The 25,225-nt window shown below is 64.9% G+C and carries 19 protein-coding genes; 2 read left to right on the top strand and 17 right to left on the bottom strand.

Annotated elements, in window-relative coordinates; all coding sequences use genetic code 11:
- Nucleotides 1-3: 3 nt before the first annotated feature.
- From AC3FNH_RS15755 to kce, 12 genes are all read right to left on the bottom strand, one after another.
- Complete coding sequence (locus AC3FNH_RS15755) at nt 4-1,170, bottom strand: acyl-CoA dehydrogenase family protein (RefSeq protein ID WP_488720691.1); 1,167 nt, start codon at nt 1,168-1,170, stop codon at nt 4-6.
- A gap of 21 nt (nt 1,171-1,191) precedes the next feature.
- The gene (locus tag AC3FNH_RS15750) at nt 1,192-2,172 is read right to left on the bottom strand and encodes a Bug family tripartite tricarboxylate transporter substrate binding protein (protein ID WP_276101821.1); all 981 of its coding nucleotides are present in this window, start codon (nt 2,170-2,172) and stop codon (nt 1,192-1,194) included.
- A gap of 91 nt (nt 2,173-2,263) precedes the next feature.
- Nucleotides 2,264-2,653 carry a cupin domain-containing protein gene (locus AC3FNH_RS15745; RefSeq protein WP_276101822.1) on the bottom strand — a complete coding sequence of 130 codons (390 nt, stop codon included), beginning with the start codon at nt 2,651-2,653 and terminating at the stop codon, nt 2,264-2,266.
- A gap of 118 nt (nt 2,654-2,771) precedes the next feature.
- Nucleotides 2,772-3,365: a uracil-DNA glycosylase family protein gene (locus tag AC3FNH_RS15740; protein ID WP_488720690.1), complete on the bottom strand. Its 594-nt coding sequence runs from the start codon at nt 3,363-3,365 to the stop codon at nt 2,772-2,774.
- 124 nt (nt 3,366-3,489) lie between these two features.
- Nucleotides 3,490-4,236, bottom strand: coding sequence for an SDR family NAD(P)-dependent oxidoreductase (locus AC3FNH_RS15735; RefSeq protein WP_488720689.1), 747 nt, complete (start codon nt 4,234-4,236; stop codon nt 3,490-3,492).
- Nucleotides 4,237-4,462: 226 nt separating this feature from the next.
- Entirely contained in the window at nt 4,463-5,623 is a 1,161-nt protein-coding gene (locus tag AC3FNH_RS15730) for a porin (protein WP_488720688.1), read from the bottom strand.
- Between the two features lie 151 nt (nt 5,624-5,774).
- Complete coding sequence (locus tag AC3FNH_RS15725; protein ID WP_276101826.1) at nt 5,775-6,623, bottom strand: TauD/TfdA dioxygenase family protein; 849 nt, start codon at nt 6,621-6,623, stop codon at nt 5,775-5,777.
- Nucleotides 6,624-6,635: 12 nt separating this feature from the next.
- Nucleotides 6,636-7,616 carry a tripartite tricarboxylate transporter substrate binding protein gene (locus tag AC3FNH_RS15720; RefSeq protein WP_488720687.1) on the bottom strand — a complete coding sequence of 327 codons (981 nt, stop codon included), beginning with the start codon at nt 7,614-7,616 and terminating at the stop codon, nt 6,636-6,638.
- Between the two features lie 80 nt (nt 7,617-7,696).
- Nucleotides 7,697-8,668 carry a quinone oxidoreductase family protein gene (locus tag AC3FNH_RS15715; RefSeq protein WP_488720686.1) on the bottom strand — a complete coding sequence of 324 codons (972 nt, stop codon included), beginning with the start codon at nt 8,666-8,668 and terminating at the stop codon, nt 7,697-7,699.
- Nucleotides 8,669-8,733: 65 nt separating this feature from the next.
- The gene (locus AC3FNH_RS15710) at nt 8,734-9,480 is read right to left on the bottom strand and encodes an SDR family NAD(P)-dependent oxidoreductase (protein WP_488720685.1); all 747 of its coding nucleotides are present in this window, start codon (nt 9,478-9,480) and stop codon (nt 8,734-8,736) included.
- A 106-nt stretch (nt 9,481-9,586) separates the two neighbouring features.
- Nucleotides 9,587-10,645: a beta-keto acid cleavage family enzyme gene (locus AC3FNH_RS15705; protein WP_276101830.1), complete on the bottom strand. Its 1,059-nt coding sequence runs from the start codon at nt 10,643-10,645 to the stop codon at nt 9,587-9,589.
- A gap of 101 nt (nt 10,646-10,746) precedes the next feature.
- Complete coding sequence (gene kce / locus AC3FNH_RS15700) at nt 10,747-11,682, bottom strand: 3,5-dioxohexanoate:acetyl-CoA acetone transferase (protein WP_276101831.1); 936 nt, start codon at nt 11,680-11,682, stop codon at nt 10,747-10,749.
- A 163-nt stretch (nt 11,683-11,845) separates the two neighbouring features.
- Between kce and AC3FNH_RS15695 the strand changes: the two genes are divergently transcribed.
- Entirely contained in the window at nt 11,846-12,880 is a 1,035-nt protein-coding gene (locus AC3FNH_RS15695) for an AraC family transcriptional regulator (RefSeq protein WP_488720780.1), read from the top strand.
- A gap of 121 nt (nt 12,881-13,001) precedes the next feature.
- Here the strand turns inward: AC3FNH_RS15695 and AC3FNH_RS15690 are convergent, their stop codons facing one another.
- The 5 genes from AC3FNH_RS15690 to AC3FNH_RS15670 form a co-directional block, all read right to left on the bottom strand.
- Nucleotides 13,002-14,003, bottom strand: coding sequence for a zinc-dependent alcohol dehydrogenase family protein (locus AC3FNH_RS15690; protein WP_488720684.1), 1,002 nt, complete (start codon nt 14,001-14,003; stop codon nt 13,002-13,004).
- A 165-nt stretch (nt 14,004-14,168) separates the two neighbouring features.
- A complete protein-coding gene (locus AC3FNH_RS15685; RefSeq protein WP_488720683.1) occupies nt 14,169-17,495 on the bottom strand; it encodes an error-prone DNA polymerase in 3,327 nt (1,108 codons plus the stop codon).
- Nucleotides 17,492-19,099 (bottom strand): Y-family DNA polymerase, encoded by a 1,608-nt coding sequence (locus AC3FNH_RS15680; RefSeq protein WP_488720682.1) that lies wholly within the window; start codon nt 19,097-19,099, stop codon nt 17,492-17,494. The genes AC3FNH_RS15685 and AC3FNH_RS15680 overlap by 4 nt, the downstream gene beginning before the upstream one ends.
- Nucleotides 19,032-19,895, bottom strand: coding sequence for a translesion DNA synthesis-associated protein ImuA (imuA, locus tag AC3FNH_RS15675; RefSeq protein WP_488720681.1), 864 nt, complete (start codon nt 19,893-19,895; stop codon nt 19,032-19,034). The genes AC3FNH_RS15680 and imuA overlap by 68 nt, the downstream gene beginning before the upstream one ends.
- Before the next feature lie 192 nt (nt 19,896-20,087).
- Nucleotides 20,088-21,029, bottom strand: a complete 942-nt coding sequence (locus AC3FNH_RS15670) for a hypothetical protein (RefSeq protein ID WP_488720680.1) — start codon at nt 21,027-21,029, stop codon at nt 20,088-20,090.
- Nucleotides 21,030-21,518: 489 nt separating this feature from the next.
- Here AC3FNH_RS15670 and AC3FNH_RS15665 point away from each other — a divergent pair, with 489 nt between their 5' ends.
- Complete coding sequence (locus tag AC3FNH_RS15665) at nt 21,519-25,181, top strand: ATP-binding protein (RefSeq protein ID WP_488720679.1); 3,663 nt, start codon at nt 21,519-21,521, stop codon at nt 25,179-25,181.
- Nucleotides 25,182-25,225 lie beyond the last annotated feature (44 nt).

The raw sequence follows: 25,225 nt of genomic DNA, 5'->3' as shown, positions 1-25,225 counted from the left end.
CGCTCAGTACGACTTGGGCAGGCCCAGCACGCGCTCGGCAATGAAGCACATAATGAGCTGCGGGCTCACCGGCGCAATACGCGGGATATACGACTCGCGCAGCAGCCGCTCGACGCGGTACTCGCGCGAGTAGCCCATGCCGCCCAGCGTCAGGATCGCGGTCTGGCAGGCATTGTGGCCCGCTTCGGCCGCCAGGTACTTGGCGGTGTTGGCCTCGGCGCCGCAGGACTCGCCCGCGTCGTAGCGCGCGGCGGCCTTGAGCATCATCAGGTTGGCCGCTTCAAGCTGCATCCACGCCTGCGCGAGCGGATGCTGCACGCCCTGGTTCATGCCGATGGGCCGGCCGAACACCACGCGCTCCTTCGCATACTGCGTCGCAATGGCCAGCGCCGCGCGGCCCAGGCCGATGGCCTCGGCGGCGATCAGGATGCGTTCCGGGTTCAGGCCATGCAGGATGTACTCGAAGCCGCGCCCTTCCTCGCCGATGCGGTCTTCTTCGGGGATGAACAGGTCGTCGATGAACAGCATATTGGTATCGACGGCCGAGCGGCCCATCTTATCGATCTCGCGGATCTCGATCTTGCTGCGGTCCACCTTCGTGTAGAACAGCGACAGCCCTTCGGTCGGCTTCTTCACCGATTCCAGCGGCGTGGTGCGCGCCAGCAGCAGCATGCGGTCGGCCACCTGCGCGGTCGAGATCCAGATCTTGCGGCCCGTCACCGAATAGCCGCCCTCCACCTTGCGCGCGTAGGTCTTGAGCTTGGTGGTATCGAGGCCCGCGTCGGGCTCGGTCACGCCGAAGCAGGCCTTCTCCTTGCCGGCGATCAGCGGCGGCAGGAAGCGCGCCTTCTGCTCGTCGGTGCCGAACACCACGACCGGGTTCAGGCCGAACACGTTCATGTGCACGGCCGAAGCGCCGCTCATGCCGGCGCCGGACTCGGAGATGGTCTGCATGACCAGCGCCGCTTCCAGGATGCCCAGCCCAGCGCCGCCGTACTGCTCCGGCATGGCCACGCCCAGCCAGCCGCCTTCGCACAGGGTCTTGTAGAACTCGTGCGGATAGGTGTGAGAGACGTCCAGCTTGTTCCAGTACTCCATGTCGAACTGTGCGCAGACCTGCTGCACGGCTTCGACGATCGACTGCTGTTCGGCGGAGAGATCGAAATTCATGTCGGTGTTCCTCGTACTTTTTTATTCAGCCTCGATGCCGGCGTCCTTCACCAGCCGCGACCACTTCTGCAGTTCGGCCACGACGAACTGGCCGAGCTCGGCCGGCGTGCTGCCGAACGGTTCGAAGCCGAATGCGTGGAACTGCGGGGCGTACTGCTTGCTGGAGGCAATGGCCACCAGTTCATGGTTCAGGCGCTCGACCACCGGCGCTGGCGTGCCAGCCGGCGCAAAGATGCCGTTCCAGGAGGTGATATCGAATCCCTTGAGCTCAGGCTGGCTGGCCAGCGGCGGCAGGTCCGGCAGCAGCGCGCTGCGCTGCGCGGTGGTCACCGCCAGCGCGCGCAGCTTGCCGGCCTTGACGTTGGCGATGCCAGCGGCAAAATCGACGAACATGACCTGCACCTGGCCGCCGATCACATCCGTCATCGCCGGAGGCGTGCTCTTGTAGGGGACGTGCAGCATCTTCAGCCCGGCCATTTTCGACAGCGTGGCGCCGGCCACGATGCCGGTGCTGTTGCCGCTCGCATAGGACATGCCCGGGTGCGCCTTGGCGTAGGCAATGAATTCCGGCAGCGTCTTGACCGGCAGCGACGGGCTGACCACCAGCATGAACGGCAGGTTGCCCATGCGCGAGACCGGCGTGAAATCCTTCACCGGGTCGTAGCGCAGCTGCTTCATCAGCGACGGGTTGGCCGAATGCGTGGTGTTGGTGGTCATGAACAGCGTGTAGCCATCAGCCGGCGCCTTGGCCACGAACTCGGCCGCGATGGTGCCGTTGGCGCCGGGCCGGTTGTCCACGACCACCGGCTGCTTGAGCGATTCACCGAGGTATTTGGCCGTCAGGCGCGCCACCGCGTCGGTGCCGCTGCCCGCGGCGAACGGCACCACCAGCCGGATCGGCTTGGACGGATAAGGTTCCGCCGCGCCCGCCGGGGAAATCATGGCCATGGCGGCACCACAGCCCACCGCCAGGGTGAGCAAAGCCTGTTTTGCGAACTTCACGATGCTGGTCTCCTGTTTCAGCGTGTCAGTGCCGGTCTGTGGCGCCGGCTGTCGGACGGGGGAATTGGGAATCGGAAGCTGGGCGGCGGCGCTACGCGGGCCGCACGACGCGCTCCGGGGATTCTTCGTAAGGCGGGGAATAGATCACGAGGATCTTGGCCGGCTCGTCGCTCACCACGGTGAACACGTGCATGGTGTCCGGCGGAAAGTAGCAGCAGTCGCCCGGCCCCAGTTCCTTGCTCTGGCCGCCGACCTCGGCAATGGCGCGGCCTTCCAGCACGTAGCAGACCTGCTCGATGCCCGGGTGCGCGTGCGGCAGCGCGCCCTTGCCCTTCTCGATCGTGCCGTGCAGGACTTCGAGGTGGCGCGCGCCGACAGTCTCGGGGGAAATCAGCCGGCGGTTGAGGGTGCCGGTGTGGTTGGCCGGATGGTAGCCCGGGGTGTCCGCAGTGGAAACGAAATAGACGGGGGATTTCGGCATGTCGCGTGCGGCCCAAGGCCTATAATTCATGTCTGTGAATTCAAGTTTATCATCATGAATTATTGAGGCAAGGCCGATTAGCCGGATTCCGGGTTTACACCGGTGCCGGATGCGGCGTTTAGTCCGCCAGCGCCGTGGCCACCTGCTGCCGTAGCCGCGGCACAACGTCTGCCTCGAACCACGGGTTGCGACGCAGCCAGAGCCGGTTGCGCGGGCTAGGATGCGGCAAAGGCAGGAAATCGGGCAGGTAGTCGGCGTAAGCGGCAACCGTGTCGGTCAGCGTCGGCCTGGCATGGCCCCTGAGGTAGTACGCCTGGGCGTAGCGGCCGACCAGGAGCGTGAGCCTGATATGTGGCATGGTCGCCAGCAACCGGGCGTGCCACAGGGGCGCGCATTCGGGCCGCGGCGGCAGGTCGCCGCTGGCACCCTTGCCGGGGTAGCAGAAGCCCATCGGCACGATCGCCACGCGGCTGGCGTCGTAGAACGCGTCACGCGTCATGTCCAGCCAGGTGCGGAGCTGGTCGCCCGACGGGTCGTTCCATGGGATGCCGGTTTCATGCACGCGGCGCCCGGGCGCCTGGCCGACGATCAGCAGGCGCGCGCTGGCGGCTGCCCGCACGACCGGGCGCGGTCCGCACGGCAAGTCGCAGGCGTGGCAGCCGGTGATGTCATCGAGAAGGATGTCGAGGGGAGAACGGGACTTGGCGGGCAATGTGCGCGGGCGGTATCGGTCGGGAGGTTTCAGTGTAGCCCTGCCCCCCCATCCGCCGGCTTCTGCCGCGGCCGTCCAGTCTGGCGACCAGTGCCGCGAAAGCTTTCCATGATTTGCTTTTCTCCTATTGGGCGGTATAGCCGCCATCCACCATCAGGCTGGTTCCAGCCATGAACGAGGCATCATCGCTTGCCAGGAACGTGATGGCCGCGGCAATTTCCTCTGCCCGGCCGAGCCGGCCGATCGGATGGAGGTTCGTGACCTGCGCGAGGAAATCGGTGCCGGCGCCAGCGATCAACGGTGTCTCGATATACCCCGGGCATACCGCATTGACCCGAATGCCCTCCTTTGCGCAGGCCACACCGAGCGAGCGCGTCATGTTCACCACGCCGCCCTTGGCCGCGTTGTATGCCGTGGCGCCCGGCCTGCCGACATGGCCCAGCACCGAGGCGACATTGACGACCGCGCCGCCGCCTCCCTGCTGCTTCATCTGCGCGATGGCGTACTTGTTGCTGAGGAATACGCCGGTGAGGTTCACGTCCAGCATCTGGTGCCAGGCCTCGCTGGTAAGCGATTCGACCGGCACGCCTTGCTGCGCGATACCGGCATTCGCGACCATGATGTCGAGCCGGCCAAAATCCAGCGCCACCGCTGCCACCAGTTCACGCACCTCGTGCTCGCGCGCGACGTCCACGCGCGAGAATTGCACCGCATGCCCCGCGCCGGCCAGCTCGCGGGCCAGCCGCTCGCCGCGTTCGGACAGGTCCGTCAGCACCACCGTCGCACCTTCGGCGACGAACCGCCGCACGGTTGCCGCGCCAATCCCGCTGGCGCCTCCGGTGACAATCGCCACCCGGTTCTTCAGCTTCATCGATCCCTCTGCGGTTGTCCGCGGACTGGTTGCCTGTTGAAAACAAAGAAGAGGTCCCACAGGCGTTGCCCGTGGAACCTCCGAAACCCGGATGCCGGGAAAGTGTCATAAAGACCGGAGATCGGCATCCGGGGTGAGGAAGTTATGAATGTCCAATCTCAAAGCTCGCGGGGGTGCCGTGGGCACAGGCTGCTAGCTGCCCGCGGCACCGCCGCCATGCGGGTCGTCAGAAGATATGGCGGATGCCGACGGCCGCGCCATACATGGATTTCTGCCCGCTGGACAGCGAGTAGCTGTTGCCCAGCGACAGGCTGGTGGCGAAGCCGATTGCCGCCGAGTCCATGGCCAGGCCGGCGTTGCGCGTATATGCCGTGGTCAGGTAGACGTCGGTCCGCTTCGAGAACGCATAGTCGGCAATCAGGGCAATCTGCCACGGATTGGCCGCATTCGTGCTGCCGCCGAGGTTCTTCAGGTTCTGGTAGTCATACTCCAGCGTGAAGTCCAGCGCCGTCGACACGCGGTACTGGCCACCGATCCAGTAGAAGTCGTCGCGCAGGAACTCCTTGCCGGTCTGGTCCTTGTTCTGCCCCCAGCGGTAGCCGCCCATCACCTTGCCCGCGCCAATCGCATAGCTGGCCATGACGGCCGCCTTTTTTATCGTCCCGTTGCCAGTGCCGATCGTCGGGTTCCACTGGTCATAGGCAACGCCCAGGCCAAGCGGGCCGCTCATGTAGGTCACGCCGGCACCGTAGGCCGAATCGCGCCGGAACTGGCCCGGCACTTCGCCATTGCCGCCCAAGGTGGGAATACCGGGATTGATCTGCGGCAGCGTGGTGCCGACGCCGAACGACCAGTGCGCCATGGCGGTCACGGGACCGAACGTGCCCGTGTACTGCGCCACGTTGTCCTCGCGGAAGTTCGCGCCGGCAATGACGCCCGCCGGTTCATACTGCGTGGCGAAGCGGGCCGGCACGAAGTTGGCCATCGACACGAACAGCGACGTGTACTGGCGGCCGAAGGTGACCTGCCCGTAGCTGTCCGACTTGACGCCGACAAAGGCCTGGCGGCCGAACATGCGTCCGCCCTGCTGCATGGTGCCGGCATCGAGGTTGAAGCCGCTTTCCAGCACGAAGACGGACTTCAGTCCGCTACCGAGGTCTTCCGTGCCGCGCAGGCCCCAACGCGAGCCGGAGTAGCCGCCGGAGTTCTCGCGGACCACCGAATGGCCCGTGCCAGGATTGAAGCCGTTGGCCGGCGTCGGCACGACGCCGACCTTGTTGACGTATTCGATGTTGACGTCGGTCACGCCGTACAGCGTTACGCTGGACTGCGCCTGGGCTGCACCACATGCCATCGCGGCGGCCAGGGCAAGAATTGCTCTCTTCATCTACTCCCATCCTCCATGGTTCAACGTTTTGATTTGTTTGTTTTCAAGCTCAGTCACTACGACTTCCGGCGTCTGCGCGCGCCGTTGCTACAAAGAGGCGGACCTTGCGATCCGCCCCCTCTTTGGTCAACGATCACCAGCCCGCCCCTGATCAGAAAGGACGGTCTCCGATGATCGTTGCGCGGTCCATCCTCCGGTGGCACGGCGGATAGTCCATGACGGCGTAATGCTGGGTCGACCGGTTGTCCCAGATCGCCACGCTGTTCTTCTTCCAGCGCCAGCGGACCTGGTATTCGGGGATGGTCGCCTGCGTCACCAGGTAGCGCAGCAGGTCCGCCGCACCGGGGTTGTTGTCCTGGCCGAAACGCACGCGCGCCGGCGTGTGGAAATTGGTGAAGTGCGTGGTAAACCCGTTGACGAACAGCACCTTCTCGCCGGTCTCCGGGTGGGTCCGCACCACCGGGTGCTCGGCGTCAGGAAACTGGGCCTTCAACGCCAGGCGCTTTTCGATGGGCATGGCGGCGCCAAAGCTCGCCTCGATGCTGTGACGCGCGCGCAGATCGGCGATCTGCTCCTTGACGTGGGCCGGCAGGTTTTCGTACGCCAGCGCCATGTTGGCCCACATGGTGTCGCCCCCGACCGGCGGGCACTCGCGGCACCGCAGGACAGCGCCAAGCGGCGGTGCTTCGCGCCAGGTAGCATCCGTGTGCCAGGCGTTCTCGTAGCGATCCGGCGGGTTCTCGGGCGTCTTGTAGATCTGCACCAGCCCCGGATTCTCCGGATCGCTGCCCGTCACGGGGTGATCCTCCAGATCCCCGAAGCGCCGGGCAAAGGCCACGTGCTGGGCGGCCGTGATGTCCTGGTCGCGCAGAAACAGCACGCGGTGCCTGAGCAGCGCCTCGCGAATGCCGGCGAACAGACCGTCGTCATGGATCGCATCGGCCAGGCTGACCCCGATGAGTTCGGCACCGATTGCGCAGGTAAGTTGTTCAACTCGCATGGTCGATCGGTGTTATTCCGGCTGGATATGGAAGGCCTTCACGATGCGGGCGTTGCGCTCGAAATCGGCGCGCAGATCCTGGCTGAGCTGGCCAAGGCTCTGCGGCTGCAGCGGCTCGAACCCGAGCGCGGCAATCCGTTCCTGCACGCTGGCCCTGGTGGCCGCCTTGTAGACCGCGGCCTGGATTTTCTCGGTCAGCTCTGCCGGCACCTTGGACGACACGAACACGCCGGTCCAGTTGCTGAAGTCAATGTCCGGATAACCGAGTTCGGCGAAGGTCGGGACCTGCGGGAGCATCGGCAAGCGCTGCTTGGCGGCCACGGCGTAGGCCTTCAGCTTGCCCGCCTTGAGATATGGCAGCGAGGTCACCATGCCGTCATACATCACGGCGATCTGCCCGCCCATCACCTGCGTCAGGGCCGGTGGCGATCCCGGAAACGGGATGTTCTGGAGATCCATGCCCGCCTTCTGGTTCATGATCATGCCGGCGTACTGCGAGGCCGTGCCCGGGCCGTAGGTGGCGAAGCTCAGATTGCCCGGATGCGCCTTGACGTAGCTGATCAGCCCCGGCAGGTCCTTCGCCGGCAGGCTGGGCGCGCTGACCAGCAGCAGCGTTGACTTGGCCGCGGCGGCAACCGGCTTCACATCCTTCATCGGATCGTAGGGCACCTTCATCACGTGCGGGATCTCCGCAAACACATTGGTCGCCGACACCAGGATGGTCTGCCCATCGGGCGGTGCCGCCAACATGGCGCCGACCGCGATGGCGCCGCCGGCTCCCGGCTTGTTGTCGACGATCACCGGTTGTCCCAGGTCTGCCGTGAGTTGTTCGGACAGCATGCGGGCCATCACATCCATCGTGCCGCCGGCAGGCGCAGGCACCAGCACCCGCACCGGTTTGTTGGTCCACGCCATGGCGGCAGGCATGGCAAGCGCCAGGATCGTCGCGGCGACGACGCGGCGTACGCGCAGGAAGGCAGGTCGATTCGACATCTCTAGTCTCCGTTTTGGAACTTCCGGAACTTCCGGAACTTCCGGCAATGTGCACTTGCCTTGTTGAAAGCAGTCTCGCCTTACGGCACCAGTACCGTTGCGCCGCTCGTCTGCCTGTTCTCCAGGGCGCGATGGGCCTGCGCGGCATCTTCCAGCGCGAACTGCTGCTTCGGCTCGCTGGTGATCTTTCCGGCCATCACCATGTCGAACACCTCGTTGGCCATGGCGAGCATGTGCGAGCGCGGCGTGGCGTAGTGCACCATGGCCGGACGCGTGACCCAGAGCGAGCCCTTCGCCGCGAGCGTGCGGCTGTCGATCTCGACGGGACCGGAAGTCGTGCCGTTGCTGACCAGCGTGCCGCGCACCTGCAGGCAGGACAGCGACGCGTCCAGCGTCGACTTGCCGACCGAATCGAACACCACCGGAACCTTCTTGCCGTCGGTGATTTCCATCACGCGGTCGACGATGTTCTCGCGCGAGGTGACGATCACGTGCGAACAGCCGTTGGCCCTGGCAAGTTCCGCCTTCTCGTCGGTGCTGACCGTGCCGATCATGTTCACGCCGAGCGCGCGGGCCCATTGGCAGGCGATCAAACCCACGCCGCCGGCCGCGGCGTGATAGAGGATGGTCTCGCCGCCCTTGAGCGGATAGACCTGGCGGAACAGGTACTGCGCCGTCATGCCCTTCATGATGAGCGTGGAGGCGACGCGGTCAGAGACGCCATCCGGCAGCGGGATCAGCCACTCGGCAGGCATGACCCGCACGTCCGAGTAGGCGCCCTGCGGGCCGAGCAGGTAGCCCACGCGGTCGCCCACGCGGATGTCCGTCACGCCGGGGCCCACGGCCTCGACCACACCCACGGCGTCGGAGCCCAGGCCGTTGGGCAGCTCCAGCGGATAGTGGCCGGTGCGGAAATAGATATCGATGAAGTTGACGGCGATGTAGCTATGCCTCACACGCGCCTGGCCGAGGCCGGGATCGCCGACCTCCACGGTCTCGAGCTTGAGGACATCAGCGCTGCCCGTCTCGTGAAACCGGATTGCCTTTGCCATACTTGTCTCCTGAAATAATTTATTCGTTGCGTCTTAGCGCACTTGTTGGCCCAGCGCGTCGGCGGCTACATCGCCGTCTTGCCGCCATTGACTGCGAGAATCTGGCCCGTTATGTACCTGGACCCGGTGGACGCCAGGAACACGATGGCGTCGGCGACCTCCTCGGGGGTCCCAATGCGACCCGCGGGGATACCCGCGGCCACTGCCGCAACGTTCTCGGCGCCTCCCGCAATGCGGTCCAGCATCCCGGTCTCGATCGGGCCGGGCGCCACCGCATTCACTCGCACATTCGATCTGGCCACATCGAGTGCCGCAGCCTTGGTCAAGCCTTCGATCGCGTGCTTGCTGGCCACGTACATGGGATTCTTTGCATTGCCGCGGCTTCCCATGGTGGACGAGAGGTTGATCACAACGCCCTCCTTCTGTTCCAGCATGACGCGCAATTCGTGCTTCATGCTCAGGAACGTGCCAAGGACATTGGCGTCGAAAGTTGTCGCATAGGATTCAACGGTCTGGTCGACGATCGATCCTGGCGTGCCTTCAGTCCCTGCACTGTTCACCGCGACATCGAGCCGCCCAAAACGCGTGACGGTATGCTCGACGAGTTTGCGGACCTGCTCCTCATTGCCTACATCAGCGGGCACGAACTCGGCCTCGGCCCCGAGCTCCCGGAGTTGAGACACCAGTGCAGCGCCTGCAGCGGCATTGCGGCCGGAGCAAACCAGCTGCGCCCCCTGACGGCCAAAGGCAAGCGCAGTGGCGCGGCCGATTCCAGACGTGGCTCCCGTAACGAGAACGACGGTACGAGTCATGACAATCCCTTTTGAATCAAGTCAAAACGAAGCGATCCGGTCGCCGCAATTCAGGCTGATGTGCGCACCGCAACCGGATCGATTTCCTGTCTGCGCCGTAGCCGGCTCAGGCTGCGTTGCGCAGCGGCACGTTCTTGACACCCGGCTTGCGGTTCGGGGTCATGCCGTTGGCGGCCAGGGTTTCATCGATATCGTCATACCAGGTGCCAATGCGGTAGATTTCCCGCGCTTCCTTGCCATTGGCGATCTCGCGTCCCAGTTCCTTGGCGATACGCACGGTCTGCTGGATCTGCTGCACCGAGGTGAAGCGATTGCCATGCTGGTCGATGAGGGTGTCCTCGATGCCGCAGCGCACGTGCATGCCCATGGCCAGCGCCATCGTGTTCCACGGCAGCACGTTCTTGAACAGCGATTCGGAGGTAATGGTGCAGCCATCGGGCGCACGCTGGATGAAGTCGAACAGGTTGTACGGATGCGGCCCATGGTGGCCGCCGCCGATGCCGATGCAGGTCAGGTTCAGCGGGCCCTTGTAGAGCCCCCTGCGCACCATGCGGTCCAGCGTCTCGAGCGCATGCATGCCGACCAGCTGGAAGTGCGGCTGGATGCCGGCTTCCTGCAGGCGGCGCAGGTGCTCTTCCGCCCAGGCCGGGCCGGCCGGAACAATCATTTCCCGGTACGCGTCGTAGACGGCCGGGTTGGCCATGTGCGTGCTCTCGTAGAACTCCGGGTAGATCAACTCCATGATGTTCATCTGGATGGTGTTGAGTGCTACCGTGACCTGGTCCGGCTTGGGGTCGAGGTCCGCCAGCGCGTGGCGCGTGTCATCATCGAGCCACTTCGCGGCCTGGCCTTCGTCTTCCGGTGCGAACGAGATCGAGCCGCCGACCTGGATGATCATGTCCGGCACCGCCTTGCGCACGCCGGCGATCAGTTCGTTGAACATGGACAGGCGCTTGGAGCCCTTGCCATCCGGCTCGCGCACATGCAGGTGCAGCACGCTGGCGCCGGCTTCATAGCAATCCACTGCCTTCTGGATCTGCTCTTCCATGGTCACCGGGATGTCTTCCGGGAAATCTTCCGGCATCCACTCCGGGCCGTACGGGGCCACGGTGATGACCACCTTGTCCATGTTCTCCGGGTGCAGCGAATCATCCAGGAATTGCATGACTGTCTCCTTGATAAGGGATTTATTGACCGGCGTCGCAGCAGCTTGCGGAGGCCGGGTCGGGTATTGATCGAGTTGAAAGCCGGGCGCCGCGGGACGACTCAGAATGCGACCGCATGCCTGCCCTTCAGCTGGAGCATGTCGCGCGTCTCGTCCGGCGTGGCCACCTCCAGATTCAGGGATTTCAGGATCCCGACGATGCGCCTGACCTGGTCGGCGTTACTGGTCGAAAGTTGGCCCCGACCCTCCCAGAGCGAATCCTCCAGGCCCACGCGGACATTGCCGCCCATCGCGGCCGCCATGGAAGCGATCGGCATCTGGCTGCGGCCCGCTCCGAGCACGGACCAGTAGTAGTCCTTGCCGAACAGCCGTTCGGCGGTGCGGCGCATATGCATGACGTCATCGGGATGCGTGCCGATGCCGCCGAGCAGGCCGAACACGGACTGGATGAAGAACGGCGGCTTGAGGATGCCGCGATCAATGAAATGCGCCGCCGTGTAGAGATGGCTGGTGTCGTAGCATTCGATCTCGAAGCGAGTCCCATTGTCGGCGCACGATTCCAGGATGTAGCGAATTTCCTTGAACGTATTGCGGAAGACGCGGTCCTCCGAGCCCTCGAGATAAGGACGTTCCCAGTCGTACTTGAACGCCTTGTGCCTGCCGAGCATCGGATACAAGCCGAAGTTCATCGACCCCATGTTCAGCGACGCGACTTCAGGCTTGAGTTGCAGCGCCGGTTGCAGTCGTTCCTCGACGAGCATGTTGGGGGCGCCGCCAGTCGTGAGGTTGATGATGACGTCGGTGCGCGCGGCGATCTCCGGCAGGAATTCCCGGAACAGTGCGGGATCCTGCGACGGCTGGCCATTCTCGGGCTTGCGCGCGTGCAGGTGGACGATCGAGGCGCCAGCCTGGGCCGCGCCGATTGCCTCGCTGGCGATCTCTTCTGCCGTGATCGGCAGGTAGGGGGACATCGTCGGCGTGTGAATACCGCCCGTTACGGCGCAAGTGACTATGACCTTGTTCTGAGGGGCTGCCATGGGGTTCCGTCTGTCGTCGATTTACGGGGACTAGTCTAGTAATCCCCAGTCGGCCGCCACCTCTCATTTCACGACATTCATGTCTCATTTCGTGACAGAATGTCGGGTATTCGGGTTTGCCCGGAGCGAACGAATCCGGGTTAAACCGGATGCAGGAGAAGCAATGGGCACATTGATTCGCACTGGCGTGCTGACCCACTATTTCAAGGTTGCGCAGCAACTGGGCCTGGAACCGAAGCCACTGCTGCGCAAGCTCGGGTTGAGCAGCGAGAAGCTTGCGGACCCCGAACACTGGATTTCCGGAAGTGCTGCCGTGACCCTGCTGGAAGCGTCAGCGCGGCTCACGCAATGCCCGACGTTCGGGCTGCGCATGGCCGAGCTGTGGCAGCTGTCCGACCTTGGCGTCGTCAGCGTGTTGCTCACGCATCAGAAGACGCTGCGCGACGCGCTTGGCACCATGATTCAGTACCGGCACCTGATGAACGAGTTCCTGGTCATCCGCATCGAGGAGAGTGGCAGGAAGGTCATCGTGCGCGAGGACGTCGTCGCGGATGAAGCCGGGCCGACCGTGCAGTCGGTCGAGCTCGCACTGGGCACGCTTTCACGCCTGTGCAGCACGTTGATCGGCACGTCCTGGCAACCCCTCGGCGTCCATTTCACCCATGACGCGCCCGATGACCTGCGGCTGCACCGCCGCATCTTCGGGGGGAAGCTGGAGTTCTCAAGCGCGTTCAATGGCTTGATCTGCCGCGCTGCCGACCTGGACTTGCCCAACCCTATTGCCGACCCCGTCATGGCGCGCCATGCGCAACGCCTGCTTGCGGGTCTGCCGGGCGCCAACGAGCCGTCGATCGTGCTCGAGGTGCGCAAGGCGATCTATCTGATGCTGCCGGCAGGGCGCGCGACGATCGAGCAGGTTGCCCAGGGCCTGGGAATGAACGTGCGTACCCTGCAGCGCCAGCTGGAAGGCGCCGGGAAGGTCTTCTCGGACATGGTCAATGGCGTGCGGCGCGATCTCGTCATCCACTATATGGACAACAGAAGCTACTCGCTCGGACGCATCGCCGAATCGCTTGGCTATTCGACGTATGGCTCGTTCGTGCGCTGGTTCGCGGCGCAGTTCGACATGACGCCGACGCAGTGGCGCAGTACCAGGCCGGCAAAACAGGTTCTTCGCCGGAGTGTGGGGGAGGGATAAGGATGGGGGTTCTTGGCGGGCGCCGCTGTTTCGCCGGCGTAGCCGGCGAAACAGCGGCGCCCGCCAAGCACGACAACCCCAACCCCCACCCAAACCCTCCCTGACGCATCCCACGCCACGCTCAGATATCCAGCACGATCTTCCCGAAATGCCGCTGTCCCGCCTGATAGCGAAACGCATCGGCGATCTCATGCAGCGGAAACTGACGGTCGATGACAGGCCGGATGCCCGTGGCATTCAGCGCCCGCACCATGTCAAGCTGATGGCGCCGGCTGCCGACCAGCAGCCCCGTGATCCGCAACTGCTTGCGCAGGATCATCCTGACGTTGAACGGCGAATCCGCACCCGACAAGACGCCGATGATGGCCACGTGCCCGCCGGTACGTACCGCAGCGACCGACTGTTCCAGCGTCGCCGCACCACCCACTTCAATAACGTGATCCACGCCGGCGCCGCCGGTCAGCGCCCGTACCGTCTCGCCCCACTTGGGTTCGTCACGGTAGTTGATCACATGGTCCGCACCAAGACTGCGCAGGCGCGCAAGCTTGTCCTCCGAGCCCGAAGTCGCAATCACGCAGGCGCCTGCCGCCTTGGCGAACTGGAGCGCGAATATCGACACGCCACCCGTCCCCAGGACCAGCACGGTTTCTCCGGGCTTCAGAGCGCCGTCAACGAACAGTGCCCGCCAGGCAGTCAGTCCCGCAGTCGTCAGGGTCGCCGCCTCGGCATGGCTATAGCCGTCCGGCGCATGCGTGAAAGCCGTTGCGGGCAAGGTCACGAGGTCTCGTGCAAAGCCGTCGATGCCATCACCGGGAACGGTGGCAAAGTCGGACAGGGCGGGTTCACCATCGAGCCATGTCGGAAAGAACGTGCTGACCACGCGGTCGCCGACTGAAAATTCCTTCACGCCTGCGCCCACTTCCGTGATGATCCCGGCGCCATCCGACATCGGAATGCGCCGCACGGCCCCGACTCCGCGGCTGACGACGCCAAAGTCGTGATAGTTCAGCGAGCTTGCGTGAATACGCACCGCGATTTCGCCAGGGCCAGGCGGTTGCGCTGTGGCGGTTCCAAGGACCAGGCGGTCAAGCCCTCCAGGTGGATCGAGGTAAATGGCTTTCATGGCAGTCAATGGTCTTTCCTCCGGAGGTTTTCACAACAGTATCTGCTTCCTCGTCGCCACTCCTGAGTATTGGCGAAGATGCGGCTGGCCATTTGACCTTTCGGGACCGCCGCTTGATGCGTCGGGACACCCCCGGGGAAACCCGACATCAACGGTTCCGGCGGCTCAGTGAAAATCGCGGCTCTCCACCATCAGGCGGCCCAGCAGCGGGCTCAGGTCGATCAGCTCCTGCGCCACCAGGTGGCGCACCTCGCCCTGCCGCTGCCATGTGCCGACCACGCCCAGCAGCGTCGCGCCGAGCACTTCCTTGCGCTGCCGCTCGATCAGGTCGGGCCAGTAGATCAGGTTGACGGTGCCGGTTTCATCCTCGATGGTGGCAAAGATGGTGCCGCTGGCCGTGGCGGGCCGCTGCCGCACGGTGACGATGCCGCAGGCGCGCACGCGGCGGCCGTTGCGGCAGTGGGAAAGCTGCTCCGCCGTGGCGTAGTCCATGGCATCGAGCTTCGCGCGCAGCAGTGCAAGCGGGTGGGACTTGAGCGACAGCCCCGTGGTGGCATAGTCGGCAGCCACCTCCTCCCCGAGGCGCGGCGCCGGCAGCGACAGCTGGCGTTCGGTCAGCGGCGCTTCATGAAGCAGGTCCCGGTGCGCGACCTGCAGCGCCGCGGCGCTGGCCTGCCAGCGGGCCTGGCGCCGGTTGCCGGCGAGTGCCGCCAGCGCGTCGGCGGCAGCCAGCACATCGATATCGTGCCGGTCCAGGGCGGCGCGCAAGGCCAGGTCTTCCACGCTGTCGAACGGACGTTGCGCGCGCACGGCCTCGATCCGCAGCGCAGCCTCTTCGCGCATGCCCTTGACGCGGTTCATGCCCAGACGCACCGGCGGCTTGCCCGCGCCGGTCTGGCCGGGCGCGGGTTCCAGCGTGCTGTCCCAGTGGCTGACCGTCACGTCGACCGGCAATGCCGCCACGCCATGGCGCTTCGCATCCTGCACGAGCTGCGACGGCGAGTAGAAGCCCATCGGCTGGCTGTTCAGCAGCGCGCACAGGAATGCCGACGGGTGGTGGCACTTGAGCCAGGCGCTGATATAGACGAGCTTGGCAAAGCTGGCCGCATGGCTTTCCGGAAACCCGTATTCGCCGAAACCCTCGATCTGCTTGCAGATGGCCTGCGCGAAGGACATCGGATACCCGTGCCCGGTCAGGCCCTCGATCAACGCCTCCTGATGCCGGCTCAGGTCGCCGCGGCGGCGCCAGGCCGCCATCGAGCGGCGCAGCTGGTCGGCCTGCCCCGGCGTGAAACCGGCCCCGTCGATGGCCAACTGCATCACCTGTTCCTGGAAGATCGGTATGCCCAGCGTGCGGCCCAGCACCTTTTCGATCACGGCGTCATAGTAGGCCGGTGGCTTCTTCGTGCGGCGCACGGCCTCGCGCCGCTTCAGGTACGGATGGACCATGCCGCCCTGGATCGGGCCCGGCCGCACGATGGCCACCTCCACCACCAGGTCGTAATAGTTGCGCGGCTGCAAGCGCGGCAGCATCGACTGCTGCGCGCGCGATTCGATCTGGAACACGCCGACGGTATCGGCGTGGCAGATCATCTCGTAGGTCTCCTTGTCTTCCTTCGGGATGTCTTCCATCCGCGCCGGCACGCCGGCCCTGGCAAGATCCTCATCCGGATTCGGCAGCAGCGCGAGCGCGCGGCGGATCGCCGACAGCATGCCCAGCGCGAGCACGTCCACCTTGAGCAGGCCCAGCGATTCGAGATCGTCCTTGTCCCACTGGATCACGCTCCGGTCGGCCATGGCCGCGTTCTCGATCGGCACCAGCCGCGACAGCTTGCCGCGCGCCATCACGAAGCCGCCCACGTGCTGCGACAGGTGGCGCGGGAAGCCGCGCAACTGCTCGGTCAGGCTGGCCCACTGCTGCACCGCCGGCGATTCGCGGTCCAGCCCGTAGCGGCCGATGCGGTCCAGGAAGCCCTGCCCGCTTTCCCACCAGGCCTGCCCCTTGACCACCTGCTCCACCACGCTGGCATCGATGCCCAGCGCGCGCCCCACGTCGCGCAGCGCGCTGCGCGAGCGGTAGGTGATCAGCGACGCGGCCAGCGCGGTGCGGTCGCGGCCGTACTTGCCGTAGATGTACTGGATGATCTCTTCGCGCCGCTGGTGCTCGAAGTCGACGTCGATATCGGGCGGCTCGTCGCGTTCGCGCGAGAGGAAGCGGCCGAACAGCAGGTTGGCCTGCTCGGGGCTGACCTCGGTCACGTACAGGCAGTAGCAGACCAGCGAATTGGCCGCCGAGCCGCGGCCCTGGCACAGGATGCCCCTTGCGCGCGCCTCGCGCACGATGTCGTGCACGGTCAGGAAAAAGTGCTCATATTGCATGTCCTCGATCAGCGTCAGTTCCTCTTCGAGCTGCTTCTCCCATTCCGGCTTCAGCCCGTGCGGAAAACGCACGCGCTTGCCGGCCTCCACTTCCTTGCGCAGGTAGCTGATCGGCGTCTCGCCCTTGGGCACCAGTTCCTCGGGATACTCGTAGCGCAGCGTATCGAGCGAGAAATCGCACAGCCCGGCAATCTTCAGCGTCTGCGCCAGCGCCTCGCGCGGATACAGGCGCGACAGCACCTGGCGCATGCGCAGGTGCTGCTCGGCATTGGGCGCGAGCGCCATGCCGCATTCGGGCAGCGGCTTGCCCAGCCGGATCGCGGTCAGCACGTCGGACAGCGGCTTGCGCGAACGCACGTGCATGGTCACCGCGCCCGCTGCCGCCAGCGGCACGCCGGACTGTGCCGAAGCGGCCTCGATCCGGCTGCGGTGCAGCGCATCGGCATGGCCCTGAAGCTGCTCCAGCGCGATCCACGCGCGTTCGCCAAAGACCTCGCGGCACCATTGCGCCTGCGCCAGCAAGTGCGAGGGATCGGGGCAGTAGTCGGGCAGCAGCAGTGCCAGGCAACCCGGCATGCCGCGCAGGTGTAACTGGCCTTCTTCGGGCACCGACAGGTCGTCCGGATGCAGCCGGTAGCTGCCCTTCTGCGCGCGCATGCGGCCCAGCGTGATCAGCTCGCACAGGTTGCCGAAACCGTCGCGGTGCTGCGCGATCAGGATCAGCCGCAGCGGTGGCCGTTCGCCCTCGCCTGCCGGCGCGGTCAGGCTGAAGCGGCTGCCGATCAGCAGCTGGAAGGCATTGGCGGCTTCGGCGTGCTCCTTCAGCGCATTGAGTTCGCCGTCGTCCTGCGGGTCGCCGGCGGCCGCCTCGCAGCGTTCCACGGCATCCTTCAGGCGCGTGCGCAGTGTCTTGATGGCGTCGTGCGCGCGCGCGGTGCCCGCCACCGAGCATTCATCGGTCAGCGCGATGCCGCGATAGCCGAGCTGGAAGGCACGCTCGATCAGTTCGACCGGATGCGACGCACCGGTCAGGAAGGTGAAGTTGGAGATGCAGTGCAACTCCACGTAGTCGGGCAGCGTGGGCAGCCACGCGGACAGCTCGGGCACGCTCATGCGAACAACCCATGCAGGAACCAGCGGTATTCGCCGCCGTCGTCCTGCCCGTCACGCCCCGGATGGCCGGGGCGCTCGCGGTAGACCCAGCAGCGCAGGCCATCGGCGCGCTCGGCGATGAAGTAATCGCGCGTGGCCAGCGCGCCGTCCCACCAGCCGGCTTCGATCCGCTCCGGCCGGGTCAGCATGCTCAGCGGGCCGCCGTGGTTCGGACGGTGGTTGCGCACCGGCAGCGGCTGCGGCTGCGGCAGCAGCCACAGCGGGCGCTCGGGCAAGGCCGGCAGCGGTGGCAGCGGCGCGCCCGCCGGCTTGCCGGCGGCCTCGTCGAGCGGGCACCAGCGGTTGGCGCACTCGGGCCGGTGGTCGGCCAGTGGCTGCGGCTGCAGCACGTTGTCGCGGCCCAGGCGCGCGACCAGCGTGTCGAGCACGCGGCCCAGCTCGGCCGGCGTGCCGCCGGGCTCGGGGAACAGCGCATCGCTCTGCGGCAGGTATTCGGCCATGGCCTCCACGCGCAGCGCCAGGCCGGTCACGGGGGCATGGAAATGCAGCTGGTCCAGCTTCTCGCGCAGCAGGCGCGACAGGTGCGCCGGATCGCGGCTGGGCTGGGCCACGCCCACTGTCACGGGCGTGCCCACGGTATCGACGCCGAGCCGGTAGCGCTCATGCTCGAGCACCAGCACGCAGCGCGTGACCCCGGCCTGTTGCACCGCCAGCCAGCCGGCCAGCGCCAGCAGCAGGCGCTGCGCACCGGCCAGCACGCCTTCGGCCGATTCGATGCGGCCCGGCAGGTCCATGCGCTGCGCGAACGCAGGCGGCGCGGCAAACCAGGTGAAGCTGGCCGTGGCCTCGCCATAGGCCTGGTCCAGCCGGGCCAGCAGTGCCGGGCCCAGCCGGCGCGCGAGCCCGGCGCGCGGCAGGCGCCGCACCTCGCCCAGCGTGCGGCAGCCGATGCCGTCGAGCCAGGCCGGATCGGCCAGCAGGCGCAGCACCTCGACCGGCAGGCGGTCCAGCAGGCGGCCCATGCGCGCGGCCTGCACCGCCCGCCGCGCCGGCCGCACGATGCCGCGGCGGGTACGGCGCATGGGCTGGCGCGCGAGCCACGCCGCGCCATGGGCCGTGGCCCCGCTGCCCACCTGCGCAAACGTGCCGAGTTGCCGCACGCACGCGCGCACCGCCCGGCACAGCGCGCGGTGGCCGCCGAACAGGCGCAGGCTGGCGGTGACGTCGAGCATCAGCGTGGCCGCTTCCGGGTCTTCATCGAATGTCACCAGCGGCGTGAAATGCAGCAGCGCCAGCGCCGCCGCGTGCAGCAGCGCGGCTTCGGCGGCCGGGTCGCGCTCCAGTTGCACGACCTCGGCCGACAGCGCCTGCACGCCGCCGCGCCGCATGCCGAAACCCACGCCCAGCGCCATGGCCGGGGCGTTGGCCAGCATCACCCGTTCGCGCTCCATCACCACCACCGGCACGGCATGGTGCAGCGTGCCAAGGGCGGAGACGGGCGTGGAGGAAGACGCCGCGGAAGGCGGCATGGCCGGCTCAGGCCAGCTCGGCTGCAGCGCGTCCAGCGACAGGCGCGGCAGATGCACCGCGATCCAGTACGACATGGGCGGAACCTCCCGCAACAACAGGTGAAACAGCCGGGACAGGCGCGGCATGGCCGCCGCGGCGGGCGCCCTCCAGGCCATCCAGCCGCAGCCGCAGCGGGGCCTCGCGCACCGGCCCGCGCCGCTTGTGGAAGACGATGGACAGCGCGTTGCCCGGCAGCGGCGACAGCAGCAAGCGCAGCACCGCCGGCGACGACTCGCGCAGCGCCGTGGCCGGCCGCATGGCCCACACCGCGGCGTCGCCGGCCTGCGCCAGCACTTGCAGGCGGCGCACCGCTTCCGGCCGCGCGGCCGGCAGCCATACCAGCACCGCGCCGAACGCCTGGCTGCGCAGCATCTGCTCGGCCGCCCACAGCACATCGGCCTGCTGCGCGTGCTTGCCGGCACCGGCGGCCGCCCGCACCCAGTAGAGCTGGCGCGCCGGCAAACCCGCCGCGGCCAGCCCCATCGCATTGGGCAGGTAAGGCGGCCCCACCAGCCCGATGCGCCGCCCCGCCGCCGCCAGCGCCCGCAGCGCCGGCAGCAGCAGGCGCAGTTCGCCCGCCCCGCCCTGCGTGGTCAGCAACTCCGTCACCCCGCCCACCGGCCAGCCGCCGCCGGGCAATTCCGCCGCCAGTCCGGCATAGCCGGCCGGCCACACCGGCTGGCTGCCGGCGCGGCCAAGCTGGCCGGCACGCCACAGGCTGGGATAGCGATGCTCGAGCGCGGCCACGGCCGCCTCCCGGCTTGGCGGCGGATGCTGGGCAGGCGCAGGGAAAGCGGGAGCCTCCGCGGCGGGGGCTGCGGGTGCGGTCATGTGAATGTTGAGTCTCGCCGGCGTGGCGAATAGTGGTTTTACGATAACTGTATATTTATACAGTATTCGAGGCAATGCAAGGGGGTAGGTGGAATGTGATCAACTCGTTCCGGGAAACCGGAATTGGCCACTCTATTCCAACCTTAGCGGCTGCGAACGTGTAGTTCGCAGCCGCTACTACTATCGCGCACGCTAACTCATGATCGGTGCCATCGCAGTTTCGATTCTGGAAAGCTGGTTCCCGGTAATCATGCCACTGAGAACCTGACTGAAGCGGGGCTCCTGCACTCCGGAGATGATGTATTGCCACCTGTATGCGGCAAGCAGGCCGATGCGCACTGCATCCTTGTCAGCCATCGACAGCGGTCGTCGGCAGATCATGGCAAAGTAGTCAGCGTCCGCACTGGCCTGAGTTTGCAGAATGCCGTCCACGGCGGCGACCAGTTCGATCAGATCGTTGACAGCTGCGTCACGTTCTTCAGGCGAAAGCCTCCCATCTTCGCGTTGCCATTCGATTTCATCGAGAATCGCATGCTGTGATTCCTCGCGCCAGTGATAGAGAAAGACATCTTTCCATAGTTCAGAGGAGTTCATGTCGCCGTCGATGCTGCCTCGATAGTGCGCGAGCACGAAGAGTTCGATGTGGCAGGTTAGAGCGAGCACTGACCACGTGGACTTCCCGAGGACGAACGAGGCCACACTATTTGCTTCCGGCAAGAACGTATAACCAGCTGGCATGCCTTCGGCGCACATGCGTTCGATGCGGCGAAACAGCTCCTGGTGCTTGATTTCTTCGTCACCGAACCGGACCAGGGCTTCCAGCGCGATCTGGTCGCCGAGTCGGTAAGGGCCGCTCATCTCCAGTACCTTCGCCGCGATGAAGCGTTCGACGAGACCAAACATGTTCGCATACGTACGGCCCTGAATCTGACTGAGCAGACGCTGCTCGTCGTGTCCGAGAAAGGCGAGAGAATCGACCTTTGATAGAGCGTCCGGCAGAAATTTCTTCGTAAAATCGAAGCTTCGGCCACGAATTACGTCGCGGTCGATATCCCAGCGGACGCGCTTGGATGCAGCGATGCACTTGGCGTAGCGGTTGGTGATCACCTTTTGCCCATCAGTCATGATTTCCATTGAAACTCTCCTTCGATACGTCTCACGTCCCGTGGCGGCCGCGAGCGACGACTGTCCTCCGACCCTGCACGGTTCGAACGCCGGGCGGCGGTTTGAGGCACCGAGGTGTGGATCTGCCGCCTGGCGCAAGCGATGGTGCCGCCCGGATTTGCCATCCTTCCGAATGGCAAGCCACGTTTGGACTACGGCAACATCACGATTCCAACTATCGTTGGCTGACGTCAGCAATCCGTGAACAGCGGGCGAGGCCGCGTAAAAACGCCGTAAAAAGAGTTCTCATGAAAGCAGCCGCATCTTGCCGGGTAGCCTGCGCAAAGGCCGTATTCGAGTCAGCAACCAACCCCATGCCTACTCCGACCCTTTGTAGGACGAGGTGAACCTAAAGAAGTGACCTGCGCGAGACAGCGGGAGCGCAGTCTTCACTGATACCTGACAGTCGCGCCGGGCGGACTAGACTTTTCGAGAGCGACGCTTCACCTCACGCACGACATGGCCCGGCTCAAGATAGAAGTCCTCGGAGGCCTGCAAATCAGGCTTGCCGGGCAGCATGGATCGCTGGCTTTTCCCACCAGGAAGAGCAAGGCCGTCCTGGTCTACCTTGCCTTGTCGCCGGGCATGCTGCGGTCGCGAGAGCAACTGGCCAGCGTGCTTTGGGAGCGCAGCGCGGAGGAGCAGGCAAGAGCCAGTTTGCGGCAGACACTGTCGAGCTTGCGCCGGATCCTGCCGGACGCCCCGACACTCTTGAACGCGGAGCCGGATGCGATATGGCTTGACGGACAGTCCGTGGAAGTCGACGCGCTGCAATTCACGAGCCTCTCGGCTGAACGATCTCCTGATTCCCTGGCAAAAGCTGCTGCACTCTATCGGGGCGCCCTACTCGATGGCTTCGGCCTTCGTGAAGAACCCTTCGAGCAGTGGATGATCATGGAGCGTCGCTGGTTTCATGAGCGCGCCGTGGAAGTGTTCACCGAGCTTGCCAGCCATTACGAACAATCTGGCGAATTTGATCGTGCAATGGCGACGGCAAGCAGAGTATTGGCTTTGGACTCGACACTCGAGTGGGCCCATGCGCTGCTTATGAAACTGTATGCGATGACCGGACGCCGGAACGCTGCTGTCCGCCAGTACCAGGAATGCGCCCGAGTGCTCAATACCGAACTCGGCATTGCCCCGGCCGAGAGCACTCAACGTCTGGCTGCTCAAATCCAGCAGGATTCAGGTGGAATTGGAGAACCTAAAGGCCAGACCGTGGCTGTCGGGAAACCCGCCAAGCAGTCCGGGATTGCGTCGCGCGCTGGCTACGCAGCGGACAGCGCAACGGCATTGCCGGCGGAGCGCAAGCACCTGAGTGTGCTCTGCGCGCGCGTGCGCCAACCCATCAGCGTCATCGATCACGAGAAGGCGCTTGAGCGCATCGATGCTGTGTTGAAAGCAATGGTCGACTCTGTTCAGCGATTCGGTGGCCTCGTTACCCAACTCAGAAGCGATGGTGTCACTGCATTATTTGGAGCGCCCGTCGCACACGAAGAGCATGCGGTGGAAGCCTGTTTTGCAGCGCTCGCGATGCGCGCACACATTTCGGCGCTCATTGAGCGATCCCTGGACGTGCGGATTGGCATACATTCCGGCGAGGCTGTCGTCCGGACGATTGGCGACGAGGGGTCGAAGCACTATGACGCGCTCGGCTCCGTTCCGCAGCTCGCGAATCAGATCGATGCCGCACTCGCCGCCGGAGAGATCGGCGTGAGCGCCGACACGGTTAGGTGTGCGGAAGGGTTCATCGAACTTTTGGATCTTCGCGCGAGACCGCTTCCTGGTGCGACGCCCCCCCTCGATATCTTCACGCTGGGGACAAAGTCCGAGTTGCGTCTTCGCTGGAACGCTCGTACCGTACGCGGCCTCACGCATTTTGTCGGCCGCGACACAGAGATGGCCAGCTTGCAGGGGATGCTTGCGCGTGCCGGACACAGCGCAGGCCAGGTATGCGCCGTCGTCGGGGAACCGGGCGTGGGAAAGTCTCGCCTCGTGCATGAATTTGTCAACTCGGAACAGGCGGCCGGGTGGACAAAATTCGAAACGGGCGCGACATCGCGCGACACGAGCACGATCTATCTTCCGCTGGCCAGTCTGCTCCGGACGTGGTTCGGCATCGGGACGCATGACACACTGGCCGAGGCTGCCGACAAGCTTCGTCGCGGCATCGATGCGGTCGACCCGGCGCTCGCCTGGACGTTCCCTGCGTTGGCTGCAATGCTGGACTTACCGCCGGACGATCCGCAATGGGACATGGCGAGTCCGCCGCAAAGGCGCAAGCGCACACTCGAAGCGATTACCTCCCTCGTGATCCGAGCGAGTGAGCACCGCCCATCGATCCTCGTTGTCGAGGATCTGCACTGGATCGATGAGGGCACGCAGGCCGTGCTCGATCATCTTGTCGACTTTATCGGTGCGTCACGCGTGATGCTTCTCGTGACCCATCGCCCCGAGTATCGGCACTCATGGTCTGGCAAAAGCTATTTTTCCCAGCTGCACGTCGACAGTCTCGGCGACGAAGAAGCAAGCTTGCTGCTGCAGTCGCTGCTCGGCGACGGCAGCGAGCTTTCCGCCCTTAGACGTCACCTGATCGAACGCACGGGATGCACACCGCTGTTCCTGGAAGAGTCCGTTCGTGCGCTCGCAGATTCGGGCGCACTGGTTGGCCAAAAGGGCGCCTACCAGATGGCGCGAACGATAGACACGTTCGAGATTCCATCGACCGTGCATGCTGTTCTCGCTTCGCGGATCGATCGCCTGTCTGCGCAACAGAAGGCCATTCTGCAGATGGCGGCCGTGATCGGTCATGAATTCTCCGTCGATCTTCTTGAGCCGATAGCCGATCTCGATCGCGAGCGGCTACTCGATCTGCTCGCCGATCTGCAAGCGGCCGAATTCCTCTATCAGACCCGCTTGTTGCCGCATCAGCAATACACCTTCAAGCATGCGCTCACGCATCGAGTCGCCTATGCAAGCGTACTCAAGGAGCGAAGACGCTCCATTCACGTGCAGCTTGTGGGTGTCATCGAGCAACTTTACACGCAACGTCTTGATGAGCATGTCGAACGCCTCGCGCATCATGCGCTTGCTGGAGAGCTTTGGGACAAGGCTATTCACTATCTGTACCAGTCCGCAGGCAAGGCGCTGCAGCGGTTCGCTTATCCGCAAGCCGTAGATCATCTGAACAAAGGACTCGAGATCATCCAGATGTTTCCTGGTTCCCCTGCGCGGCTCAGGCAAGAGCTCGAATATCAAAAGGTCCTTGGCGTGACCATGATGGCAGCGAAGGGTTGGGCGGCCAAGGAAGTCCTTGACGCGTATACGCGGGCAAGGGAGCTCTGCGAGGAGCTTGGAGACGAGAGCGAACTGTTCACCGCACTGCGGGGAGAAGGACAGTATCGAATGATCCGTGGTGAGTCGAAAATCGCCCGTGAACTTGGCAACCGGTGCACAGCACTGACCGCCGGCTCGCATGACCCCGGGATGCAAATCGAAACGCATCATCTCTTCTGGACGAACAGCTTCTTCATGGGGGAATATGCGGCTTCAGAGTTTCATAGCCGAAGCGGAATGATCCTTTACGAGCGAGAGCGAGACCACGCGCTGACATTCAAATACTCTGGACATGATCCTGGTGTGTGCTGCCGGTGCTTCATCGCGCTGGTTCAGTGCCTGCGTGGGTATCCGGACAAATCACTGTCGATTTGCGACGATGCGCTGGGGCTCGCCCAAGAACTCGGTCATCCACTGACGACCGCATTGGCCTATTGGGCCCGCAGCTTCGTACATATCTTGCGGGGCGAGCCGGAGCTGGCGCGGCAGTGGGCTGTGCGGGAAATTGCAGTTTGCGATGAGTACATGCTGCCCTTGCTGCTGTCGCAAGGCAAGTTTCAGCTGGGTTGGTCGCTGGCACAAATGGGCGATCTCGACGAAGGCATAGAACGGATGCGGGAGGGAATTTCAGCAATCAGTGCAACAGGCGCGGAAATGGGGCTGCCGTACTTCAATGCGCTGCTTGGCGAGGCGCTTGGCCGGGCGGGCAAACCGGACGCAGGGCTCGTCGAAATCGATCGGGCGCTCGGGACCTATCCGGAAATTTGTGTACGAGGCATATCATGAGAGGTAATGACCATGGATATGCCGATGAAGAAGAAACGTACGGT

It is taken from the genome of Cupriavidus sp. 22TCCZM01-5, assembly GCF_057798915.1.
This window is presented reverse-complemented; position numbering and strand designations above follow the sequence as displayed.